Source organism: Gammaproteobacteria bacterium (assembly GCA_013214945.1).
In the GTDB taxonomy this organism is placed as follows: Bacteria; Pseudomonadota; Gammaproteobacteria; order Enterobacterales; family Psychrobiaceae; genus Psychrobium.
Genome location: JABSRT010000002.1, coordinates 162,119 through 185,786 on the forward strand (window position 1 = coordinate 162,119; position 23,668 = coordinate 185,786).

Annotated in this window: 22 protein-coding genes; 12 read left to right on the forward strand and 10 right to left on the reverse strand. The window is 43.6% G+C overall.

Annotated elements, in window-relative coordinates:
- Positions 1-118 precede the first annotated feature (118 nt).
- The 9 genes from prmA to uvrA all read right to left on the reverse strand — a co-directional run bounded on the left by prmA (position 119) and on the right by uvrA (position 10,502).
- Positions 119-1,000 (reverse strand): 50S ribosomal protein L11 methyltransferase, encoded by an 882-nt coding sequence (prmA, locus tag HRU23_01510; protein ID NRA52796.1) that lies wholly within the window; start codon positions 998-1,000, stop codon positions 119-121.
- A 116-nt stretch (positions 1,001-1,116) separates the two neighbouring features.
- Entirely contained in the window at positions 1,117-2,457 is a 1,341-nt protein-coding gene (accC, locus tag HRU23_01515) for an acetyl-CoA carboxylase biotin carboxylase subunit (GenBank protein ID NRA52797.1), read from the reverse strand.
- A gap of 12 nt (positions 2,458-2,469) precedes the next feature.
- Positions 2,470-2,904, reverse strand: a complete 435-nt coding sequence (locus HRU23_01520; GenBank protein ID NRA52798.1) for an acetyl-CoA carboxylase biotin carboxyl carrier protein — start codon at positions 2,902-2,904, stop codon at positions 2,470-2,472.
- A 14-nt stretch (positions 2,905-2,918) separates the two neighbouring features.
- Positions 2,919-3,371 carry a type II 3-dehydroquinate dehydratase gene (gene aroQ / locus HRU23_01525; protein NRA52799.1) on the reverse strand — a complete coding sequence of 151 codons (453 nt, stop codon included), beginning with the start codon at positions 3,369-3,371 and terminating at the stop codon, positions 2,919-2,921.
- Between the two features lie 297 nt (positions 3,372-3,668).
- A complete protein-coding gene (locus HRU23_01530) occupies positions 3,669-5,012 on the reverse strand; it encodes a GHKL domain-containing protein (GenBank protein ID NRA52800.1) in 1,344 nt (447 codons plus the stop codon).
- Between the two features lie 154 nt (positions 5,013-5,166).
- A complete protein-coding gene (locus HRU23_01535) occupies positions 5,167-5,850 on the reverse strand; it encodes a response regulator transcription factor (GenBank protein ID NRA52801.1) in 684 nt (227 codons plus the stop codon).
- 9 nt (positions 5,851-5,859) lie between these two features.
- Positions 5,860-6,156 carry a PepSY domain-containing protein gene (locus tag HRU23_01540; GenBank protein NRA52802.1) on the reverse strand — a complete coding sequence of 99 codons (297 nt, stop codon included), beginning with the start codon at positions 6,154-6,156 and terminating at the stop codon, positions 5,860-5,862.
- Between the two features lie 300 nt (positions 6,157-6,456).
- Positions 6,457-7,659 carry a SufS family cysteine desulfurase gene (gene sufS, locus HRU23_01545; protein NRA52803.1) on the reverse strand — a complete coding sequence of 401 codons (1,203 nt, stop codon included), beginning with the start codon at positions 7,657-7,659 and terminating at the stop codon, positions 6,457-6,459.
- A 14-nt stretch (positions 7,660-7,673) separates the two neighbouring features.
- The gene (gene uvrA / locus HRU23_01550) at positions 7,674-10,502 is read right to left on the reverse strand and encodes an excinuclease ABC subunit UvrA (protein ID NRA52804.1); all 2,829 of its coding nucleotides are present in this window, start codon (positions 10,500-10,502) and stop codon (positions 7,674-7,676) included.
- A gap of 230 nt (positions 10,503-10,732) precedes the next feature.
- Here uvrA and HRU23_01555 point away from each other — a divergent pair, with 230 nt between their 5' ends.
- The 8 genes from HRU23_01555 to HRU23_01590 all read left to right on the forward strand — a co-directional run bounded on the left by HRU23_01555 (position 10,733) and on the right by HRU23_01590 (position 19,095).
- The gene (locus tag HRU23_01555; GenBank protein ID NRA52805.1) at positions 10,733-12,100 is read left to right on the forward strand and encodes an MFS transporter; all 1,368 of its coding nucleotides are present in this window, start codon (positions 10,733-10,735) and stop codon (positions 12,098-12,100) included.
- Positions 12,101-12,250: 150 nt separating this feature from the next.
- Positions 12,251-12,892, forward strand: a complete 642-nt coding sequence (locus tag HRU23_01560) for a single-stranded DNA-binding protein (protein NRA52806.1) — start codon at positions 12,251-12,253, stop codon at positions 12,890-12,892.
- A gap of 207 nt (positions 12,893-13,099) precedes the next feature.
- Positions 13,100-14,071: a DUF2157 domain-containing protein gene (locus HRU23_01565; GenBank protein ID NRA52807.1), complete on the forward strand. Its 972-nt coding sequence runs from the start codon at positions 13,100-13,102 to the stop codon at positions 14,069-14,071.
- Positions 14,068-15,123 (forward strand): DUF4401 domain-containing protein, encoded by a 1,056-nt coding sequence (locus tag HRU23_01570; GenBank protein ID NRA52808.1) that lies wholly within the window; start codon positions 14,068-14,070, stop codon positions 15,121-15,123. The genes HRU23_01565 and HRU23_01570 overlap by 4 nt, the downstream gene beginning before the upstream one ends.
- A 1-nt stretch (position 15,124) precedes the next feature.
- Positions 15,125-15,634, forward strand: a complete 510-nt coding sequence (locus tag HRU23_01575) for a GDYXXLXY domain-containing protein (GenBank protein NRA52809.1) — start codon at positions 15,125-15,127, stop codon at positions 15,632-15,634.
- An 81-nt stretch (positions 15,635-15,715) separates the two neighbouring features.
- Positions 15,716-16,327 (forward strand): GNAT family N-acetyltransferase, encoded by a 612-nt coding sequence (locus HRU23_01580; GenBank protein ID NRA52810.1) that lies wholly within the window; start codon positions 15,716-15,718, stop codon positions 16,325-16,327.
- A gap of 16 nt (positions 16,328-16,343) precedes the next feature.
- Complete coding sequence (locus tag HRU23_01585) at positions 16,344-18,518, forward strand: hypothetical protein (GenBank protein NRA52811.1); 2,175 nt, start codon at positions 16,344-16,346, stop codon at positions 18,516-18,518.
- 190 nt (positions 18,519-18,708) lie between these two features.
- Entirely contained in the window at positions 18,709-19,095 is a 387-nt protein-coding gene (locus HRU23_01590) for a hypothetical protein (GenBank protein ID NRA52812.1), read from the forward strand.
- A gap of 9 nt (positions 19,096-19,104) precedes the next feature.
- Here the strand turns inward: HRU23_01590 and nadB are convergent, their stop codons facing one another.
- Positions 19,105-20,703: an L-aspartate oxidase gene (gene nadB / locus HRU23_01595; protein ID NRA52813.1), complete on the reverse strand. Its 1,599-nt coding sequence runs from the start codon at positions 20,701-20,703 to the stop codon at positions 19,105-19,107.
- A 207-nt stretch (positions 20,704-20,910) separates the two neighbouring features.
- On the opposite strand from nadB, the gene rpoE reads away from it, so the two are divergent.
- The 4 genes from rpoE to HRU23_01615 are packed head-to-tail and all read left to right on the forward strand — an operon-like array spanning position 20,911 to position 23,499.
- Entirely contained in the window at positions 20,911-21,489 is a 579-nt protein-coding gene (gene rpoE / locus HRU23_01600; protein ID NRA52814.1) for an RNA polymerase sigma factor RpoE, read from the forward strand.
- Positions 21,490-21,493: 4 nt separating this feature from the next.
- Entirely contained in the window at positions 21,494-22,066 is a 573-nt protein-coding gene (locus HRU23_01605; GenBank protein NRA52815.1) for a hypothetical protein, read from the forward strand.
- A gap of 39 nt (positions 22,067-22,105) precedes the next feature.
- Positions 22,106-23,044: a MucB/RseB C-terminal domain-containing protein gene (locus HRU23_01610; GenBank protein ID NRA52816.1), complete on the forward strand. Its 939-nt coding sequence runs from the start codon at positions 22,106-22,108 to the stop codon at positions 23,042-23,044.
- Positions 23,045-23,082: 38 nt separating this feature from the next.
- Entirely contained in the window at positions 23,083-23,499 is a 417-nt protein-coding gene (locus HRU23_01615; GenBank protein ID NRA52817.1) for a SoxR reducing system RseC family protein, read from the forward strand.
- The last annotated feature ends 169 nt before the right edge of the window (positions 23,500-23,668 follow it).

The window sequence follows — 23,668 nt, forward strand, 5'->3', positions numbered from 1 at the left end:
TACTCTGGCATTGCTAACTGTCGTTATTGTTTATTATTGGTATCAAAATGGTGGTTTTTGTAATAGAAGTTAACACGATGTAACGGACGATTGGCGCGGTAAAGCGCCAGTCGTATTATTAGCGCTTTATGCCGTTTAAACGAATCCATTCGTCATGTTCGGTTGCCGGGGCCATGTCGAACCACTGGCTGTAAACTTCTAATAATTTATCAGCTTGTGAGGGTAATAAGCCTGAAAGCGCTAGCGGGCCGCCAGATTTTACTAAGCCTTGCATTGCTGGCGCTAATTGTTCTAGCGGTCCGGCTAAGATGTTAGCAACCAGCACATCAGCTAAAATATTGTCTGGTTGATCTTGAGGTAGGTAAAGCTCAATTTTATCTTCCACGCCATTACGACGGGCATTTTCTTTACTGGCTAGAATTGCTTGTGGGTCGATGTCGATACCGATTACACGCTTCGCGCCTAATTTTAGTGCCGCAATGGCTAAAATCCCTGAGCCACAACCAAAATCGACAACAGTTTTATCGGTTAAGTCTAAACCGTCTAGCCAAGTTAAACATAGCGCGGTCGTTGGGTGAGTACCGGTGCCAAACGCTAAACCAGGATCTAACATCACGTTCACGGCTTGTGGATCGGGTACGTCGCGCCAGCTTGGGCAAATCCACAAACGTTGGCCAAATTTCATTGGGTGGAAATTGTCCATCCATTCACGAACCCAGTCTTTATCTTCTAGTGGCTCAATTTTATGAGCAAAATCATTACCAAGTTCAGGCTGAGCACTTAAAAAATCGACCACGGCGATCATATCTTGCTCGCCTTCATAAAGCGCAACAATATCAGTATCGCCCCATAAACGTGTTTCACCCGGTAAAGGCTCAAACACTGGGTTATCCTTGGCATCTAAGAAGGTGACAGATAAAGCACCGCTGTCGCTGAGAATATCACCAAGATGTTCGGCTGTTTTGTCGGTGGCGTTTAGTTTTAATTGGATCCAAGGCATCGGGTAATCCGTATGAGTCTGTAATAATGGCGCCGATTATAGCCTAACCGCCAATTAACGCCCATAAAAAAACCAGCGTGAACGCTGGTTTTTTTTAAATTGCGAGCAAGCGCTAGTTACATACCTAATTTCTTTTCAAGGTAGTGAATGTTGGCGCCACCATTTTGAAAGTTTTCATCTTCCATAATGCTTTGCTGTAGCGGAGTATTGGTTTTAATACCTTCAACCACTAGTTCGCTCAAGGCATTACGCATTCTGGCAATGGCGATGCCACGGTTTTCACCGTAAGTGATTAACTTACCGATCATTGAATCGTAATGAGGTGGAACTGTGTAACCGGCGTAGATGTGAGAATCCCAACGGATCCCTAAACCACCTGGCGCATGGAAACGCTTGATTTCACCTGGACTTGGAATGAAAGACACCGGATCCTCAGCATTAATACGACATTCAATCGCATGGCCACGAATTTTAACTTCATCTTGAGTAATAGATAACGGCTGACCAGCAGCGATCCGCAATTGCTCTTTGATTAAGTCAATACCAGTTACCATTTCAGTAACACAATGCTCAACTTGAATACGGGTGTTCATTTCAATGAAATAGAACTCGCCGTTTTCATAAAGAAACTCAAAGGTGCCCGCACCACGGTAACCGATATCAACACAAGCCTTAGCACAGCGATCGCCAATGAAGCGGCGAATTTCTTCGGTAATGCCCGGTGCTGGTGCTTCTTCAACTACTTTTTGATGACGACGTTGCATTGAGCAATCGCGCTCGCCTAAATGGATCGCATGGCCTTGACCATCCGCTAAAACTTGAACTTCGATGTGACGAGGATTTTCAAGGAATTTTTCCATGTAAAGCTTGCCATTATTAAAACAGGCAATGGCTTCGGCTTTGGTTAGCGCGATAGTTTCAATGAGTTCAGCTTCACTGCGAACTACGCGCATACCACGACCACCGCCGCCGCCAGAGGCTTTAACGATAATAGGGTAACCGATGCGTTTAGCGATTTTTTTATTAAGCGCTTCATCTTCGCCTAACACACCGTCAGAACCAGGTACTGTTGGTACGCCAGCTTTACGCATGGCTTCAATGGCAGAAACTTTATCACCCATCAGGCGAATAGTATCGGCTTTAGGGCCAATGAAAATAAAGCCTGATTGCTCAATTTGCTCTGCAAAGTCAGCATTTTCAGCTAAAAATCCGTAACCAGGGTGGATAGCAACAGCGCCAGTCACTTCGGCTGCACTGATAATAGCTGGGATGTTCAAATAGCTTTTGGCCGCAGGAGCTGGACCAATACATATTGTTTCGTCAGCCAACAGCACGTGTTTTAATTCACGATCGGCGGTTGAATGGATAGCAACAGTTTTAATGCCCATTTCTTTACAGGCGCGCAAGATCCGTAATGCGATTTCGCCACGGTTAGCGATAACAATTTTATCTAACATGACAAATAGCCTTTATTCGATGATTACTAGAACCTGATCAAACTCAACCGCTGCACCATCTTCAACTTCGATAGCAACAACAGTGCCGGCTTTGTCGGCTTCAATTTGATTCATCATTTTCATTGCTTCAACGATGCATAGAGTATCGCCAACTTTAACCTTACTGCCCACTTCAATAAATGGCTTAGCATCAGGTGATGCCGCGCGGTAGAAGCTACCAACCATAGGTGATTTCACTTGATGTCCAGTAACAACGGCTGGCGCAGCTTCAGCAGCAACAGGAGCTGCAACAGGAGCGGCGACGGCAACTGGTGCAACAGCAACAGGCGCTGCTACAGGCGCAGCACGACTGATGCGTACAGACTCTTCACCTTCAGAAATCTCAAGTTCAGTGATACCTGACTCTTCAACTAGTTCGATCAATTTTTTTATTTTACGGATATCCATGATTTTTCTCTTTTTTATTCAGTGGGGGGCTGTGATAAGTGATTCACAGCCGCATGTAAGGCATATTCATAACCCGCACCGCCTAAGCCACAAATAACTCCGATCGCGACATCGCTGAAGTACGAGTGGTGACGAAAAGCTTCACGTTTATGAACATTTGATAAATGAATTTCTATAAAAGGGATGTTAACGGCTAAAATAGCATCACGCAGCGCGACACTAGTATGAGTGAACGCTGCAGGGTTGATAATAATAAAGTCGGCATCGGTTTGATGAATAGCATCAATTAACTCAAATTCGGCATTTGATTGAATATGGGTTAATGAAACATTCAGCTCCTGTGCTTGCTCTGTTAATTTGGTCACTATTTGTGCTAGTGTTTGCTGACCGTAGTGGCCAGGCTCACGACGCCCTAACATATTTAAGTTTGGACCATTCACCAATAAAATGCGTCTATTTTCGCTCATCTCGCTGACATCCTCTGAGTATATCTAACAACGTCTTAATAACTTTATTCTCTAGTGCAACTAAACTTAAAATTGCATGAAAATTGCAGATATTACTTTATCTAAGCACAGTATATACAATTGCTGTCTTTTAGCAGCAAAATACTGGTCTTATCACCTACGATGGTGTTTGAACTGAATATAAAGAGCAAGTGTCACTTTTTCTGATTTTAGTTCAAAAATACTTTTTTGTTTATTGGTAATAGGTCGATGTCCTGCCTCTCCAATTTACCCTGAATGAACTTTAACGTCATGGAGCTAATAATGTAGCTTGGGAAAGATGATGACAAATTTAGCGCCGAGCAGATCAGATTGTTCAATGTTTAATTGCGCTTGGTAGCTTTTTGCAATATCAACGACCACCGCCATGCCAATGCCTTGCCCTTGCTCTTGAGTGTCTAGCCGAGCGCCGCGCTGGATTATTTCTTTAGCTTCGACCTCGTCGAGGCCAACGCCATTATCTTCGACAATTAATTGTAATTGGTCTGCTTGCTCGACCACCGATACTTTGACCTCACCAGCACCGTATTTATAGGCATTGTCCATCAGGTTACCTAGCAGCTCCATTAAATCACCTTGATCGCCCTGAAAATAACTGCTTTGCTTAATTCTTACTTCACACATCACCGCTTTGTCGCGATAGACTTTGTCGAGTGCATTTTTTATTTGCAGTACGTGATCAAGAATATTAACCCGGGTGATGCCAGTAACTTGCTGGGAAACAACGGCACGTTGCAGTTGGTATCGGACAATTTGATCCATCCGCTGGGTTTGTTGCCTGGTAATGTTAACCAGGTCACGACTATTGTCATGCGCGGCATTGCTGAGTACCGCCAAAGGTGTTTTTAGCGAGTGGGCTAAGTCACCTAGGCGTTGATGATAACGTTCGCGCTGTTTTCGTTCGCTATCGATCAAACGGTTGAGATTGCCGGTTAAACGGCTTAATTCATTGGGGTAATCATCGCTTAATGCCTCAATATATCCCTCTTCAATTTTCTTTAATTCAGTGGCTAAATGCTGTAATGGCTTTAGTCCACGACTGAGTAATAAATGCTGCGCGGCTAATAAGATCACTGCTACGCCGCCGAGCCACAGCCATAAATCTTGTCGAAAGCTACTTAAAGATGATTGGTATGGCGCGTTATCTTCCATTACTACAAAGGTATATTGATAATCTTTGCCGCCACTTTCTTCAATCGTGCCATAAGCGGCGACAAAGAGCTCTAGTCCACTGTGGCTGTTGTCGGTGCCAAATGAACGTTTGCCCGGCTTTTGTGGGTAGGCGGTAATTGGCGAGATATCTAACGCTGACTTTGAACGCCATAACTCGAGACCAGCGCGATCTAGTACATAACCATACAAACCAGAACTGACCTGATTAAAACGTGGTTCTTGCTGGTAGACCGGAATGGTGAGGTATTTGCCTTGTTGTTCGGAATTAGAGATCAGGCTAATGATGTGTAACTGGAGTTTTTCTTGGCTGGCAGAACGAGCAGCGCGGCTAAAGGCTGAGTCCAATACCGCGGCGGTAATACTAAAAAACACCAGCAGTAACAGGCTAGCCATAATTAATATTCTGGCGCGTAAAGAGTAGCGATTCAAACGGTAACCCTCATGAGTTCAATATTCATCGATAGGTCGATTGGAAATAACGGCATGGGTGCGCCACCTATTCTTTATGCTTGTTTATAAGCAAAGTGTAACGACAAGGCCGCCGTTACACTAGGTGTTTTATTTATTTTAGGCGCGAGCTATGTTAGCCATTAGCTAGCGCTGGGTTGATCCGGTAGCCTCGTCCACGCAAGGTTTCAATCGGGATTAAGCTGCCGTCAGGGTCGAGTTTTTTTCGCAACCGACGAATGAACACTTCAATGACGTTTGAATCTCGATCGTAATCTTGATCATAAATATGTTCGGTGAGTACTGTCTTTGAAACCACTTGATGCGGATGGGTCAGTAAGTATTCAATCACCTTATACTCATAGGCGGTTAATTCAACGTCAACGCCGTTAAGTGAAACAGATTGCGCGTTTAAATCTAGGCAAATAGGGCCGAAATTTTGGGTTGCCGACGCCATGCCGACACTGCGGCGCAATAATGCTTTGACGCGGGCTTGTAGTTCGTCCATTTCAAAAGGTTTGGTTAGGTAATCGTCGGCACCAGAGTCGAGCCCAAGTACTTTCTCTTGCCATTGGTCGCGCGCTGTTAAAATGATAATAGGAAAGTTTTTTTCCTGAGCCCGTAATTGTTTGATCACTTCAATGCCATCAATTTTTGGCAACCCCAAATCAATAATGGCTAAATCGTAAGGATATTCAGTGCCCTGAAATAGACCGTCTTCACCGTCGACTGCCGTGTCTATTGCATAACCTTGCTTGGTTAAATTGCCCGACAATTGTTCTCGTAATAATGGCTCATCTTCAATGATTAAAATTCGCATTTTATTCCCTTATTTTTGAGGCTCTTTTTTCAAAAACTCACCAGTATTTGTATCGATATATACTGTTTTTATTCTGCCATTTTTTAGTAATAATTTTATTTTAAAATAACTGGTATTGCTTGCATCAATTGATTTTACGGCTAATACCTTAGCGTGATACTTGAGGCGAGCCTGTTGTGTTGCTTCGCGTTCATTGATAACGCCAGCGATTGCACCAGCTTGCAACAAAATAAAGCTTAGTGGAAGAAGAATTATATTTCGTAATGCCATTTCTTTCTCAGTTTTTAAAGTAAACCAAAACACCATAAATAACCAGTAGTCTTAAGTTAGACGTTAGATCTAGGTTATTTGGTGAGCGACAATAGCAATTCTCGTTCCTCGAGCACACACCATAACTGGTGCTGCCTGTCCTTAGGTTTGTTGCTTTGATCAATTACTCAATCATCGTCAATAAATAAGTTGGTTGTGTCATCAACATGTTGCATAACCATAGTACAAAGTCTTCAAGGTGTTTATGACAAAACAAACAACTAAATAGGCTCGCTGAATGCTAGAATCGTAGTGACATTATGGCGTTTAGATTCTGAACTTTGGCTGAATTAACAATCAGAAGAAAGTACTGGACTTTATAACTGCTGCGATGAAACAGTCAACATCATTTTGCGTATTATAGGGGGCAAATGACGCGCGAATTGTACCATTTAATTGCAAAGATTCCATCAATGGCATTGCACAATGATGACCCGCACGCACCGCAATGTTTTGTTGATCTAATAAGGTTGCGATATCGGACGGATGCTCATCGCTAAAAACGAAACTAATGATACTCAATTTGTTTTCAATATTGCCAACAATGGTCAGGCCATCGATTGTTAGCAATGCTGCCGCTGCTTGGCGCATTAGGTTGTTTTCGTAGCTACAAAGCTGCTGGCGATCAAATTGCGCTAAAAAATCAATCGCAGCTGCAAGGCCAATAACACCACTAATATTAGGTGTGCCGGGTTCAAATTTAAACGGTAACTGGTTAAATGTGGTGCCGCTAAAACTAACCCGTTTAATCATTTCACCGCCGCCTTGCCAAGGCGGCATTGCTTCAAGCAGCTGCTGCTTGCCATAAAGCACGCCGATACCGGTCGGGCCATAGAGTTTATGGCCCGAAAAAACATAAAAGTCACAATCGAGCTCAACCACGTTTACTTCAATGTGCGCTATCGCTTGGGCCCCGTCAATTACGGTCACAGCGCCAACATCTTTGGCCAGCGCAATTAATTGCTCTATCGGGTTGATAACGCCAGTGACATTTGAGGCATGAGCAACGGCGACTATTTTTACTTGGTCGGTGATAATGGCTTGTGCTTGAACGATATCTAGCTCGGCGTCGTCGGTCAGATTAATAACCTTTATTTCGGCACCCGTCTGCTGTGCTAGCAATTGCCAAGGCACGATGTTGGCGTGGTGTTCACTAACGGCAACGACTATTTGATCGCCCGGTTTAAGCGTTGAACGGCCATAACTTTGGGCAATTAAATTAATCGCTTCGGTGGCTCCTTTAGTAAAGATAACTTCTTTACTGGAATGAGCATGAATAAATTTGGCCACCGTGGTGCGAGCCAATTCAAATTGCGCGGTGGCTTTGGCACTTAACTGATGCGCCGCGCGGTGAACGTTGGCATTACTGCTACTATAAAAAGTAGATATAGCATCAATGACTTGTTGTGGCTTTTGCGCTGTTGCCGCACTGTCGAGGTAAATTAGCTTACTGTTACAAATTAACGGAAAGTGGCGACGAAAATCTTCAGGGTTGAACATAGTAGCAATTGACCTTAAACCAGCGGTTTTAAAAAACGTGCTGTATGTGATGTTGGATGCTGGGCAATTTCTTCGGGAGTGCCGGTACACAATATTTGACCGCCACCTGCGCCGCCTTCAGGGCCTAAATCAATCACCCAGTCGGCAGTTTTTATCACATCAAGGTTATGCTCAATCACGACAATGGTATTGCCATGGTCGCGTAAGCGGTGCAACACATCGAGCAACATCTGAATGTCCTTAAAATGCAGACCTGTGGTTGGTTCATCAAGAATATACAGGGTTTGCCCGGTGTCTCGTTTCGAGAGCTCTTTGGCAAGTTTAACTCGCTGTGCTTCACCACCCGATAAAGTAATGGCCGATTGTCCTAATTTTATATAAGACAAACCGACATCCATTAAGGTTTGCAGTTTGCGCGAAATCGCGGGAACAGGTTTAAAGAATACGTTGGCATCTTCGACGGTCATCTCTAATACCTGATGAATGCTTTTGCCTTTATAGAGTATTTCAAGAGTCTCACGGTTATAACGTTTAGAACTACAGACATCACAAGGTACGTAAACATCAGGTAAAAAGTGCATTTCAACCTTAATTAAACCATCACCCTGACAAGACTCACAACGACCCCCTTTAACATTAAAGCTAAAGCGACCTGGTTTGTAACCTCGTGAACGTGATTCTTGAGTGGCGGCAAAAAGTTCACGGATCGGGGTGAAAATACCAGTATAGGTTGCTGGATTAGAGCGTGGCGTTCGACCAATTGGGCTTTGGTCGATGTCGACCACTTTGTCACAATTGTCCAAGCCTTCAATTCTATCGTAAGGAGCTGGTTCGTCATTAACCGCTTTATTAAGTGCTAAATGGGCAATGCGGTAGAAGGTATCGTTAATTAGGGTTGATTTACCTGAGCCTGAAACACCAGTAATACAAGTAAACAAGCCATTTGGAATAGCTAAATCAACCGATTTTAGATTGTTGCCGCTCGCGCCAAAAAGCTTAATCCATTTGTCACTGGCTTTGGTCCGCACAGCAGGATATTCAATCTGTTTAACACCAGATAAATACTGCCCAGTTAACGATTCCGGAGTATCAATAATGTCTTGGTAACTGCCTTGTGCGATAATTTCGCCGCCGTGAACACCAGCGCCGGGGCCAATGTCGATAATGTAATCGGCACTGCGAATAGCGTCTTCATCGTGCTCGACCACAATCACGGTATTGCCAAGATCACGTAAATGATTAAGCGTTTTTAACAAGCGTTCGTTATCGCGTTGATGTAAACCAATCGAAGGTTCGTCAAGCACATACATTACGCCGACTAATCCTGCGCCAATTTGGCTGGCCAAACGGATCCGCTGTGCTTCACCGCCCGATAAAGTGTCGGCGCCGCGTGATAGGCTCAGATAATTCAAACCAACATTAACTAAAAATCCGAGTCGGTCATGAATTTCTTTTAAGATTTTTTCAGCGATTTTGGCCCGTTGACCACTAAATTCAAGTTGTTCAAAATAATCGAAACATTCGCCAATCGAATATTCTGTTATTTCGGGCAGGTTAACTTTGCCAATAAAGACATTGCGCGCCTCTAAACGTAAGCGGCTGCCATTACAACTTGGACAAGATTGCTGATTAAGGTATTTAGCCAGCTCTTCCCGGACTGAATTCGATTCAGTCTCGCGGTAGCGGCGATCCATGTTATTAATAATCCCTTCAAAGGGATGATTACGAATAACCACATCACCACGGTCATTCATGTACTTAAACTCAAGAGATTTATTGCCGCTGCCGTATAACACCAGATCTTTATGTTCTTGAGGCAGTGAAGCGTATGGTACTTCTAAATCGAATCCGTAGTGCTCGCTTAGTGAACTTAGCATTTGAAAGTAATAAAAATTGCGACGATCCCAGCCGCGGATCGCGCCACCGCCTAAACTGAGTTCGTCGTTAACAATCAATCGCTGTGGATCAAAAAATTGTTTAATGCCTAAGCCGTCACAGCTGCCACAAGCACCAGCCGGGTTATTAAACGAAAATAATCGCGGCTCAAGTTCTGCCATTGAATAACCACAATGAGAACAGGCAAAATTAGCTGAAAACAAAACAGGTTCAATGTCACTGTCGTCATCCATCGCGACAATGCTTGCGACGCCACCCGACAAATCGAGCGCCGTTTCAAATGACTCGGCTAAACGCTGTTGTAAATCATCACGCACTTTAAAACGGTCAACCACCACTTCAATATCGTGCTTTTTTTGCAGTTCCAGTTTCGGTGGATCGCTTAAATCGCATACTTCGCCATCAATGCGAGCACGAATAAAGCCTTGAGCGGCCAAGTTATCTAATAATTTGGCATGTTCACCTTTACGTTGTTGGACCACAGGTGCCAGTAACATCAGTTTGCTGCCCTCGGGCAGGGATAAAACCTTGTCGACCATTTGGCTCACGGTTTGAGCGGCCAGCGGGGTATCGTGGGTTGGACAGCGTGGTTCGCCAACTCGGGCAAACAGCAGTCGCAAGTAATCGTGAATCTCGGTAATGGTGCCGACGGTTGAACGCGGGTTATGTGAGGTCGATTTTTGCTCAATCGAAATAGCTGGGCTTAAGCCTTCAATTGAATCGACATCTGGTTTTTCCATTAAGGATAAAAACTGCCTGGCGTAAGCCGACAAGGATTCAACATAACGGCGTTGTCCTTCGGCATAGAGTGTGTCGAAGGCGAGCGATGACTTACCCGAACCTGATAATCCGGTAATCACCACCAACTTATCGCGTGGAATAGTTAAATTGATATTTTTAAGATTGTGGGTTCTGGCGCCCCGTATTTCAATATTATTTACTCGCACTAATCCATTCCTGTCACAACACTATTATCGAACGGGCTAGTATCGCATAATCAATGGGTTTTTACTGTCAAAATTAATCAACTTAGCTTGTTCGTTGAACGACCCGCTGTTTTATTGAGCTTATCATTGCGAAAATTGATAAACATCATCTCTTGGCTAATCGTCCCTTGGGGATTAAAATAAGCTCATGCTACAATCCGCATTTTATTAACGAGAGCCTTGGTTATATTATGGATTATTCCAGTGGTTTAAATTCGATCGAAAAGCGCGCCGCCATTTCATTAGCGCTGGTTTTTGGCTTAAGAATGCTCGGGTTATTCATGATTATGCCGGTATTTGCGGTCTACGGTCAGCAACTAGACGGTTATTCTCCGATGTGGGTTGGACTAGCGATTGGTGCTTATGGTTTGACGCAAGCATTGTTACAAATTCCGATGGGCATGCTCTCGGATCGTTACGGGCGCAAGCCGATTATTCTTATTGGTTTAGTGATTTTCTGCATCGGCAGCCTTATCGCTGGATTCTCTGATTCTGTTTATGGCGTTACCATCGGGCGCGCAGTTCAAGGCATGGGCGCTATTGCGAGTACTATTTTGGCCTTAGCCGCTGACGTAACCCGAGACGAGCAACGGCCCAAAGTAATGGCCACCATCGGCATGTGTATTGGTTTGTCGTTTGCGGTGTCGTTAATCGTTGGCCCGATATTGGTTGATAGCATTGGTTTGTCAGGACTGTTTAATGTGACTGCACTGCTGGCTATTGTGGGCATGTTAGTGGTGCTATTTATTGCGCCTAATGCGGTGAGTAAAGCGCCCAAAGGTGATACCCGTGCCGCGCCTGAATTGATTTTAGATTTGCTCAAAGATGGCCAATTGTTACGCTTAGACATTGGCATCTTTGTTTTGCATTTAGTGCTTACCTCAATCTTTGTTGTTTTACCTTTGATGTTGCTTAAGCTCGATTTCTCAATTCACGATCATTGGCAATTATACTTTCCAACGTTGCTTATCTCTTTTGTGTTGATGGTGCCATTAATCATTATTGGTGCAAAAAATAAAAGCATGAAGCAAATGTACCGCTGGTCTTTGTTGTTGCTGGCGATGTCTTTGGTGATGATGTTTACTTTACAAGACTCATTACCAGGGCTATTTGTCGCAGTGGTGGCATTTTTTACCGCCTTTAATTATTTAGAAGCCTCGTTACCATCACTTATCGCAAAGTTTGCACCAGCCGGAAAGAAAGGCACCGCGATGGGGATTTATTCATCGAGCCAGTTTTTTGGTGCCTTTTGGGGCGGCATATTAGGCGGCGTTTGTTTTCAGTGGTTTGGTCTAGGCGGGGTCTTTGCCACGTCAACCACCTTGGTATTGCTGTGGTGGTTTTACGCCAAGGGCATGGTCAATCCTAAGGTGCTAAAAAGCTATACTTTAGACGCGAACGCTGATGATCAACACAGTGCCGAGCAAATGGCTGGTAGGTTAATGTCATTGCCCGGAGTAAGTGAGGCTATTGTCATCTTTGACGACAAAGCCGCATATTTAAAAGTTGATGCTAAATTATTTAATGTCAGCAGTGCACGGACTGTGTTGCTTGGTTAGTGTTATTGGCTTGTCGAAGATAAAATGAATAAATTTGGGATGATGTTTACGATTAACATATCAGTTTAGCGTAATTTTATTTGAGTAAACCACATGCTGTGTTACTCTTTGACGCTAGTCAAAATGTCGCAAAAAATTTAGGGGATAAGCATGGCCAGTAAAGGCGTGAATAAAGTAATTTTAGTCGGAAACTTGGGTAAAGATCCTGAGATCCGCTACATGCCGAACGGCGGTGCAGTAGCTAACTTAACATTAGCGACCTCAGAGTCATGGCGCGATAAAGCCACCGGCGAGCAAAAAGAGAAAACCGAATGGCATAACGTGTCTATTTTCGGCAAGCTTGCTGAAATTGCGGGTGAGTACTTACGCAAAGGCTCTCAAATTTACATTGAAGGTGCATTGCAAACGCGTAAATGGAAAGATCAAAGTGGTCAAGACCGTTATACCACTGAAATAGTGGTACAAGGTTTTAACGGTACTATGCAAATGCTTGGCGGACGTCAAGGTGGTGGTCAAGGTCAGCAACAAGGCGGATACCAGCAGCAAGGCGGTCAAAATCAAGGCCAGCAGGGCGGATACCAGCAACAAGCACCACAACAGCAAGGTGGATACCAGCAGCAATCGGCACCACAGCAAGCGCCAGCTCCACAAGCTAACTTTGGTGGCCAGCAATCACAGCAAGGTGGTTTCCAGCAACAAGCTCCTGCTCAGCAGCCTGCGCAACAACCAGCCCAGCAGCCAGCTCAAGCACCTGATTTAGACGATGGTTGGGATGACGATATCCCGTTCTAGATCATATAAAACAATAAAGTGTCAATTTAGACATCGAAAATCATAAAAACCCAGCGTAATTGCTGGGTTTTTTTATGCGAGTATTTTATAACCAGTCATGATGAGATATTATGAGAGCGACTATATAAAATCATCATCTTTCAGTGACTTGTTACACCAATCTACGCTCAGTGGTGATCATGTTATTCGATAAAAGGAATTAAGCACATGGGATCGCAAAGGAACGAACTGCTCAGTTTAATTGAGCAGCATCGCGGGGTTCAAGACAACATGACAGACGCCGTCAAGATGTCAGGCATCTTGCCGCAGCCAACAGCGTGGGCCTGCTTTATTAATAGCCTCTTGTTGTGGGTTGGCTGTATTACGCTGGGCTTGTCGTTTATTTTCTTTTTAGCCCACAACTGGTCTCACATGAGCCGCTTGGTCAAATTTGCTTTGGTCGAGTCAGCTTTGGTGCTGGCGATATTGGCCTATTTAAGAGTTCAAATTTACTCGGTAAGTAGCAGTGCAGCGTTAATGCTGGGGGCTATTTTACTTGGTGCGTTAATGGCCTTTTTTGGCCAAACCTATCAAACCGGTGCCGATCCATGGCAGCTATTTTTTTATTGGGCAATGTTAATAACGCCATGGGCGTTGATTTCGCGTTTTGTCGCGATTTGGCTGATGTGGCTAGTATTACTTAATCTATCAATAGGGCTATATTGTGATGTGAACGGTAATCCACTGTCGTCGATTGTTGAGGGGCGGGTCAGTGTAGTGTGGTTAATTTTTGGGTTTAATACCTTTAGTTTTGTGGTGTGGGTTGGGTTAAGCCAGAAATTACAATGGCTGCAAAAACAGTGGGCGATTAGGCTTCTGGCGACCGTTGCTGGCATTACCATTACCAGTTTAGCTTTAGGCTATATTCTAGAATCAAGCGGGCCAAGTGTATTAGCGCTGGCGGCTTGGGCGGTGTTTTTATCATCGCTCTACTATGTCTATCGAGTACGACAAATCGATCTATTCATGCTCGCGGGTTCATGCCTGAGCGTTATTGTCGTTATTGTGACGTTTATAGGTAAAGAAGTCTTAGAGCACGGTGATGAGTTCGCCTTTTTATTGCTGTCGGGTCTTGTTATTGGTTTGGGGACCGGGGCCGCATTTTGGCTCAAGCAAGTCCAGCAGGAGGCACAGCTATGACGATTAAAACAAGTGAATTATGGCTCAAGCTTGAAGAAAAAGGCATTATTCAAGCTGATGACGCGAAGCATATTGCTGTCATTTCACCATGGTATATCAAAGTGTTACTGGCTATCTCAGGTTGGTTAGGTGCGCTATTTCTATTGTGCTTTGTATTTATTGCACTGTTTTGGTTTATCGAAAGTTTGGTGGCTTCTCTTTTTGTCAGTGTCGTGCTGATATTTATCGCTTATCGGATACTGTTAAGGCCCAATAATGAGTTTTATGAACACTTAGGCTTGGCAATCAGTATTAGTGGTCAGGTGTTGTTTATTCGGGTGATAAGTGATTGGGAATCTTCTTTGATGATTTCACTAACGCTAGCCATTTTTCAGGGCCTGCTAACGTACTTTATGCCGAGTTTTTTACATCGTTTTTTCTCAACGATTTTTACCGCGGGAGCTTTGGCTGCAAGCTTAGCGATATTAGGCGCGCCGCAATTGATGGCTAGTGGCTTAATTTTTGTAACTGCATGGCTTTGTTTAAATGAATTTAGCTTTGCTAAGCAATACCAGCGAGTTAGCGCAGTGATGTACGGATTAGTCGTATCGACGCTACTGTTAAACTGCAACGCACTTTTTGGCACCGATGTTGATAGCTCATTGCACCGCCTGAGTGAAACAGCCATGCAAATGCCGGGCTGGGTTAGCGACGCAATTTATATTATTGCGCTTGTTTTTACCGTGTGGCAGTTACTGGTGGCAAATCGTGTCGGGTTAAACACGGGATTTTCCAAGTTGGTATTACTCTTTGCACTGCTCTTAGGCTTGGTGACATTAAATGCGCCGGGTATTGGGGTTTGTTTAGTTATTTTACTGGTTGGCTTTGCGCATAGTAATCGGGTATTGGTTGGGCTGGCGATTAGTTCGTTGGTAGTCTATAGCTCGACCTATTACTTCATGATGGAAGAAACGCTGTTGTATAAATCTGGCCTATTACTGGTGGTAGCTGCTTTGATGTTGCTCGGACGATTTTTGCTTAATAGCACTCTGCTACAGCTTAAGGATAAGTAAGATGCAAAAAATAATCGCAATGGTGGCATTGGTCTTGTCATTACTCGTTATCAATTGGTCAATTTACCAAAAAGAACAATTATTGGAAAACGGTCAAAGGGTTTTGCTTAAACTGGCACCGGTCGATCCCCGTTCATTAATGCAGGGCGACTACATGGCATTACGATTTGATATGGCCAATAAAATTCAATCGACGCTAAAAGAGGCTGGCGTGACCGGTTCCGATAATCCGTATAATAAGTCGTACAATGGTCACATTAATATTGAATTAGACCAAGATGATGTCGGCTCTTTTGTCAATCTTGTGACTGACGATGTCGCTAAAACTGAGGTGGTTTTACAGTTTAGATTGCGGCAAGGGAAAATTAAATTTGCGACCAATGCTTATTTTTTTGAAGAGGGCAGCGCCAAGCAATTGGAAGGGGCGCAATACGGCGAATTTAGGGTTAATCATCAGGGCGAGTTATTACTTATCGCTTTACTTGATAAAGACTTAAATAAGTTAGGTTAACGCGTTAGTGATAAAAACAACTGGGTAGTATCGATTGGTGTTTAATGTAATTGGCATAATCGAAGTAAAGGTTTAATTAATATGCTTAAAATTAGGCGGATCAGCAACTCAATCGATCCGGCATGGCTGCAAAGTCGTCAAATATACCGTGACCAATTCCCAAGTGATGAGCGCGAACCTGAAGCTGTGCTCTGTGCTGGCATTGACAGTGGGGAGTATCAGTTATGGGTTGGCGAATATGACGGGACCGTTGTCGGCTTTTACATTTTAAGCCTTTACCCGGTTCACAACTATGTGCTTTTTTCTTATTTAGCGGTGGCGGGGCAACATCAAGGACAGGGCATTGGCCGTGAGCTATGTCGCCATGCTATCGCAACCACGCAAACCGCTGCGACTTGTAAGTGGTTATTTGTCGAAGCTCAAGCGCGCCAAGCACGTTATTACGGCGGTTTAGGCTTTTTAATGTTGGACTATCAATATTTGGCACCTTGTTTTGACAGTCGCGAGAGTATTGCCATGTCATTGTTAGTGGTAGCGGTTAATAATCAAACCAAACATATTGAAATTAATGAACTTAATGATATTGTAGAGCACATGTTTGTCGTCGGTTATCAATTAGAACCCGGCGATTTAAGACTGCAACAGCAGTTATCTTGTCATCAATCAACCATTGCACTTATTGCATGGCCATAACAGTGGAAGTTACGACATGCGCAAATCTGAGCCTCTTAATGTTTTAGCTAAATTGTTTAGTTATTTAACGGATGAATCATTTCTTGATGGTCGAAGTTGGGCGTTGGCGCAACTTCGAGAGCACTCAGTGGAGCTGTATCAAGACATTTCCTTGTTTGATCATAATCAAAGTCAGCCATTAGCGGGCCAACATACTGATTCAACCCTGTTATTGATTTATAGCGCGCAATATTTTAATGCTCGGATCATGATTGAAAATAGCTACCATTATCGTGACGCCAATCAAATGATCAAATTGGCTTGTGCCGCTTTAGCTCAAGTCAGTGATGGCATCAATAGTGAATTTATCCAAGCTTTATCCCGGTTTAGCCAGCTGCAGCATTGGCTGTGCGAAATCGACCGCGGTATTTACAACAGTTATGCCGATACCTTAGCCGTGGCGAGTGGCCAGTTGATCGATGATACGCAGGTAATAAAGCAATTAAGCTGCAACTTTGATCAAGCATCGTTAGTGTTATTTAATGACAACTTACGCGAGCTGCTCGACGCTTATGCCCATTATGGAATAGCGATACAATATATTGCGCAATTGAATTTAATTAAGTGGGATGATCGATCTGAATTTGGCAAACAATTAGCGACAATTAAGCCGCTATTTGATCAACAAGTTAGTGCGTTAGAGGCAATGGGCCAGCATATTTTAGCGGGTGATTTGTGCCCGCACTTTCCGATATTACAGCAGTTTCTGGCGCAAAGAACCGCCGACGAAGGCAAGTTAGTTGTCAGCCAAGGCAGGGTGGAGATAAACTATTTTTCCCGCTTAGGTTATGACTTTATTTTACCTTTTGAGCAGTTTGTGGCGACCCAGCAGCAATCAAATGGCGGTAGCAGCTTAGCGATTACAGCGTTATATTCTGATATCCCAGAGTGGGAGCCAATGTCTGACATTTGGTCTGGGTTAGCAGCCAATGGCATTGTAGAAACCTTGGGTTGGAACTTACCTGATTTGGTGATTAATTTTCGCGGTCACAAGCTCTCTTGTACGGTCGAGTTAAAATATTATAGTACGGGCATGTTTAATTTAAGCATTAATCTGCCGATTGAGCAGCAATGCATTAGCGGAGTGCGCCATGCGGCCAGTTTAGGAACCGCTTTTGCGCTTGATCAAGAGATGCTGTGGCACGATAACAAGCATTTTAGCTTTGTTGCCGAGTTGGCCGATTATATTTTTTCTCAACTCGATATTTTCGTCAAGCAATCAATACCGAGTGAGGCCGATACTTCGGGCGATTTATTATATTACAACGTTGAAAATAATCGTTTTGTGCAATTACAGGTAGATCGGGTGTTTCAGCAAACGCAGGACAACCGAGAATATTTAACCAGCGAGCAATTACTGCAGCATTGCGCATTTGTCGCATTAGTTTTACCCCAGCGAGAGGTTCGCAGCGCAATTGACGATTGGGTTGCTTATGATACTAGCGCGATTAAGGCCAATAATATCGGCGCGGTGCGTTATAACAAAAATGATTTGTTGTTTTGCAATCAATTTGAATCGGTGATTGCACTGACCGAGCAGCCGATGTGGGTGACCGAGCAAGCAGCAGAATCATTAAAGGTTGCGGCGATGATTATTAACTTGTTGCAAAGTGCCAACACCCAGTTTAATCAGCAGCTTAAACTGGCAGATCTTAGTCAGCGAGCCACCAGTAAAAATTCAACGAAAGAACTGGTAGTAATAAGGAAAAAGCTGGCGACCCAACTGTTGAATTTAGTCCACTTTGAAGACAAAATTAAATGGTTATTTGAAATTATAAGCGCTGGCAGCATGATGACTTATCCCGATCATACCAAGCTGATGAAACAGATCTTAAATCATATGCAATTTGAACAATTGCACCAACGCAGCATTCATTTATTAACTTACATTGAAAGTCAGCACCAGCAAACCGTACTAGAAATAGAAAATGTGGATGCTTTAATGGCTAGCAAAGAAAAACAGCGACTAAATTCAATTTTGTCGGGGGCAATGCTGTTGATTTCTGTTGGTGCATTAAAGGACTTTTTCGACATGATTAACGATGCTGAAATCGGTGTTGTGTTGTCTGGTTTTTCCAAGTTCAGCATTACCACCGGGGCCTTATTGTTTGTGTTGTATGCCTTAATGAAAGGGGCAAATTCGAAAGACTAATTGAAAGCGGCGCTTTCAATAATTTGTTATTTTTCTAACATGATCACTGTTCAGCGAGGATAGATATAATTGTCAGCGCTGAGCTGAGTTTGGTTTATTTTAGGTTAGTGTTGGATTAAATCTTCACTATACTAAAAGAATGATTAAATCTTACCCATTCTTTTACGCTGTAATATCACGTTCGCGCTTAATGTTAGTGGTAGCGCGAACCACCAATGCGTTGGTGGTTGCATTATTGGCACTGGTATTTTTTTATAGTCAGGTTCACTGGAGCGTGATTGTCGCGGTAAGTATACTGGCGGGCTGCGGTTTAGAATATTGTGTACATATTACGTCGCCAACGATTGAAAAAATTAGTTTTAATGAGCAAGGGACCGTGGTATTTCGTGATAAGACCGACTGTTACCGTGGCATTATTAGTGAGCGTAGTTTAGTGTGTGATTGGTGGTGTTTATTGCATATCAAACATCAGCAAGCTCAGCCTGATCTTTGGTTAACGTTGTGGCGTGATGCGATTGATGATCAAGCGTATCGCCGCTTATCGAGAGTTGTTCGAATTAAGCGGCGTTTAATTTAGCGCGTGGTGTTATTGCGGTGGCGTTAAGATTGACGGTCCACTGTTTGGTAAACTATCTGGATAATCAAGATTGTAGTGTAAGCCGACACTTTCTTTGCGCGACATCGCACAAGCGATGATTAACTCAGCGACTTGCACCAAGTTGCGCAGTTCGAGCAAGTTGTTCGACACTTTGAAATTTTTGTAATAATCATGAATTTCTTGTTGCAGCAACTCTACCCGGTGTTGAGCTCGCTCTAGCCGTTTGTCCGTTCTGACAATACCAACGTAATCCCACATAAATAGTCTAAGTTCGTGCCAGTTATGCTGAATAACTACCTCTTCGTCAGAATCACACACTTGAGACTCGTCCCACGGTGCTATATCTGCAACTACTGGACTATCGTGAAACTTGGCCTGAATATCTTTGGCGGCAGCTTGAGCAAAGACTAAACATTCGAGCAAAGAATTACTGGCCATTCGATTAGCGCCGTGCAAACCGGTATAAGCCACTTCGCCTATTGCATAAAGATTGCTGATGTCAGTCGCGCCATTTTTATCGGTCATCACACCACCACAGGTATAATGGGCCGCAGGCACGACGGGCATCGCTTCTTTAGTAATATCGATGCCGAGATCAAGGCATTGGCGATAAATAGTGGGGAAATGCTTGATGATAAATTCATCGGTTTTATGGCTGATATCAAGGTATAAACAGTCAACACCGAGGCGTTTCATTTCAAAATCGATAGCGCGAGCGACAATATCACGTGGCGCTAATTCACCGCGCTTATCAAAGTCGTCCATAAACCGGCTGCCATCGGGACGCTTTAAGACCGCGCCTTCGCCACGCAGTGCCTCAGACAATAAAAAATTGTTTGATTGTGGGTGGTAAAGGCTCGTGGGATGAAATTGGTTAAACTCCAAATTAGCCACACGACAACCTGCGCGCCATGCCATGGCAATGCCATCGCCGCTGGCTACGTCAGGGTTGCTAGTATATTGATAGACCTTGCTGGCTCCGCCAGTGGCGAGCGCGACGTGTTTGGCCTTGATGGTTTCGACATGTTCAGCTTGGCGATTCCAGACATAAGCACCAACGGCATAAGTTGTATCTTGATCCTTTGAGGTAATAATGTCGACCGCATTATAACGTTCTAGAATTTGAATGTTCGGGTGTTTCATCACTTGCGACTGTAAGGTCGTTTGAACCTCTTTGCCAGTCGCGTCGGCCGCGTGAAGAATGCGGCGATGACTGTGGCCACCTTCTTGGGTTAGGTGATAACGTTGCTCACCTAAGGCCGATTCTTCTTGATCGAAATCAGCGCCACACTCGATTAACCATTCTAATGATGATTTCGCATTTTTCGCCGTCATTTCAACGATTGAGCGATCGCACAGATTTGCGCCTGCGATCAACGTATCAGCCACGTGCGACTCAATGCTATCTTTTTTATCAAAGACGGCAGCGATGCCTCCTTGGGCATAAAAGGTTGAGCCATCATTAAGTAGTGCTTTGCTCAGCACGATAATTTTTGCCTCTTTGGCCAACTGTAATGCCAAAGTTAAGCCTGCCGCGCCACTACCGATAATTAATATGTCGCAGGAATGTTCAATAACTTGTTTCATGTGATCGTTGCTTGAAAAGCCTTGGTATACTATGGTTGCTAAAATAGCATTATTTTTACTAATAAAAATAGCGTGATCCGCATTATTTTTTATAAAAATTAAAAAATGTATTCTTTTTTAGAACTTTTTAACAAATAGTGAGTCTATTGTTGAGCGTTTACTTCGAGCAATCAGTAAAATAGCAGATGAACTGGAGATAGTGCTTGAATGAGCGAACAAAAAACAGACCAACAACTTGTTGAGTTGGTCCAGCAGGGAAATAAAGCTGCATTTGATTTATTAGTCAGAAAATATCAGAACAGAGTTTTAAATTTAGTTAGTCGTTTTGTTAAAAACCAAGGCGATGTTCAGGACGTGGCTCAGGAAGCTTTTATTAAAGCTTATCGAGCGTTACCGGGTTTTAGAGGTGAAAGTGCGTTTTATACTTGGCTTTATCGCATTGCGGTAAATACAGCTAAGAACTATTTAGTGGCGCAAAAGCGTCGACCTTCTGGTTCTGATATTGATGCCATGGATGCAGAAAATTTTGATGGCAGTGATAATTTACGTGAAAATTCATCACCCGAGCGATTATTGTTATCAGAAGAATTACGAAAGGTCGTGTTTGCGACCCTAGAGCAACTACCTGAAGATTTACGCACGGCAATTACGTTGCGTGAAATGGAGGGGTTAAGTTATGAGGATATTGCACAGGTGATGGAATGCCCAGTTGGGACAGTTCGCTCACGGATTTTTAGAGCACGCGAAGCGCTAGATAAGCAAATTGAACCACTAATGCAAAGGTAAAGTTATGGTTGGTGAAAACAAGCAACAACTCTCAGAATATATTGATGATCTGTCTCTTTCAGATGACATGCTTAAACAGTTGGCTGAAAGCGGCGAATTGAAACAAACATTTACTCATTATCAATTGATTGGTCAAGCAATGCGTGATGAATTGCCACCGCAGATTGATCTCGATTTTTCCGCTAAAATTGCGGCGGCAATTGAACTTGAGCCAACCATTATCGCGCCTAAAGCTAGTCATGTTGATAATGCCGTCAAGACTCCCAAACAAGCGAAAATAATTCCTTTTATCAGTAAGTTTAGTCAATACGGTATTGCTGCTAGTGTGGCTGCGGCCTTAGTTATTGGGGTGCAGCAATTGAATATTGCAGATAGCTCAATCGCTCCTTCGCCAGTATTACAGACCGTGCCGATGGGTGGGTTTGTGTCGCCAGTTAGTTTGCAAGTCAATACTAAGTCAGCGGTTCAGCAGCGTAACGAGCAACAGCAACGCATAGAGCGACGTCGTCAGGTTAATGCTTATATTCAAGATCATGTTTTACAACAGCGCATTAAATCTGAGGTAGTGGATAAATAATCTGTGGCAAAGCATAAGTCATAACATTGAGGTGTTAAGTTGGTAAAAGTTTTTTTGATTGGCGTGGTATTTTATATTTTGATTGGGCGCTTTGCGTACGCTGAAAAGAATCCGCTGCAATGGTTAGCTCAAATGGACCTTGCATATCACAACAACAATTTTTCATTATCGATTACGCATCTACAACGTAATCGTGTCCAATCATTTTTATTTGAACATGGCATTGTTGAAAGTAAACAAGTAGTTTACGTTAAATCATTAACAGGGCCAATTAGTTATAGCTATCGAATTGATAACCTCGTTACCTATATTGACCCGGAAGTTCAGCCGTACAGTGTGCATGCTAATACCATTGCCGTGCCATCCCCGTCATTTTTTATCAACAAGCAAGCGGCGATCGAAAGAAATTATAACGTTTCGTTAGCGGGAAAAGGGCGGGTTGCTGGGCGAGTGACTCAACTAGTCCGGTTAAAAGCGAAAGACAAAAATCGCTTTAATTATGTGTTGTGGCTCGATATTGAAACAGCCTTGTTACTGAGATACGACTCGTTTGATTTGCAAAATAACCTGATAGAACAGATGCAAGTTATTCAAGCGCAATGGTCCCCCCAGGCCAGTAATAAACTAACAGAATTAGTTGCGGCTGATATCCCTTCGCTTAAAATGGCCCCTGCAGGTGATGTAGAAACCCGATGGAAATTTAATTGGTTACCACAAGATTATCAAATAATAGCCACGGACAGTCACCGGTTGTTAACGACGACTCAGCCTGTCGATTATTTGATGTTAAGTGATGGCCTGTCAGAGGTCTCGGTTTATATTGCCCGTGCTGGTGAGGTTTCTTTTCCTGAACGTTTGATAACTCAAGGCGGCACGGCGGTGGCTCGTCATCGTCAAGGCTCGGTCGATATCACAGTCGTGGGTAAAATCCCCTTAGACACCGCAACTAAAATTGCACGTTCAATCACTCTTAAGTAAAATCCCCCTCTGGTATTAAACGAGGTAAGATTGAGGCGATGATCAAACAACAAGCGTTAGTGACACAGGTGATGATTGGTCAGGTTGAAGTTGAAGTGGCCATTGAATCGAGTTGTAGTGGCTGTAACAGTGCCGATAACTGTGGTGTTGGCACGGTGTCGAAAGCCTTTAGTGGCAAAACACAGCACTTAGAAATTGAGACTCAACGCATTTTGCATGTTGGGCAGTGGGTAACAATTGCAACACAAGAGGGCAACCTATTGATGTTAGCAGCTTTGACTTATTTACTGCCGTTAGCTGGTTTGTTATTGGCCGGGTTAATAACCCAACCGTTGTTTGATTCTGAGGTCATTGCATTGATCATTAGCTTGAGCGGGGGTTACCTGTTTCATTTAATCGCTAAGCGACTGATTAATGCTCGCGAGGCTAAGTCACCGACCATATCTATTTTGTGACCGAACTGATTCTTACGTCAATAAAGCTCATTTCGCGTGCAAGCTTATTGGCTGGTACCATTAAAGCACGGTTAAGTTGAGCCGATAGATCAGCGCCCGCCTCACATCTATTAGCGATTAACTTTGGCAGCGCTTGATATTTACGGTAGAATTGCCGTTTTTCTTATTT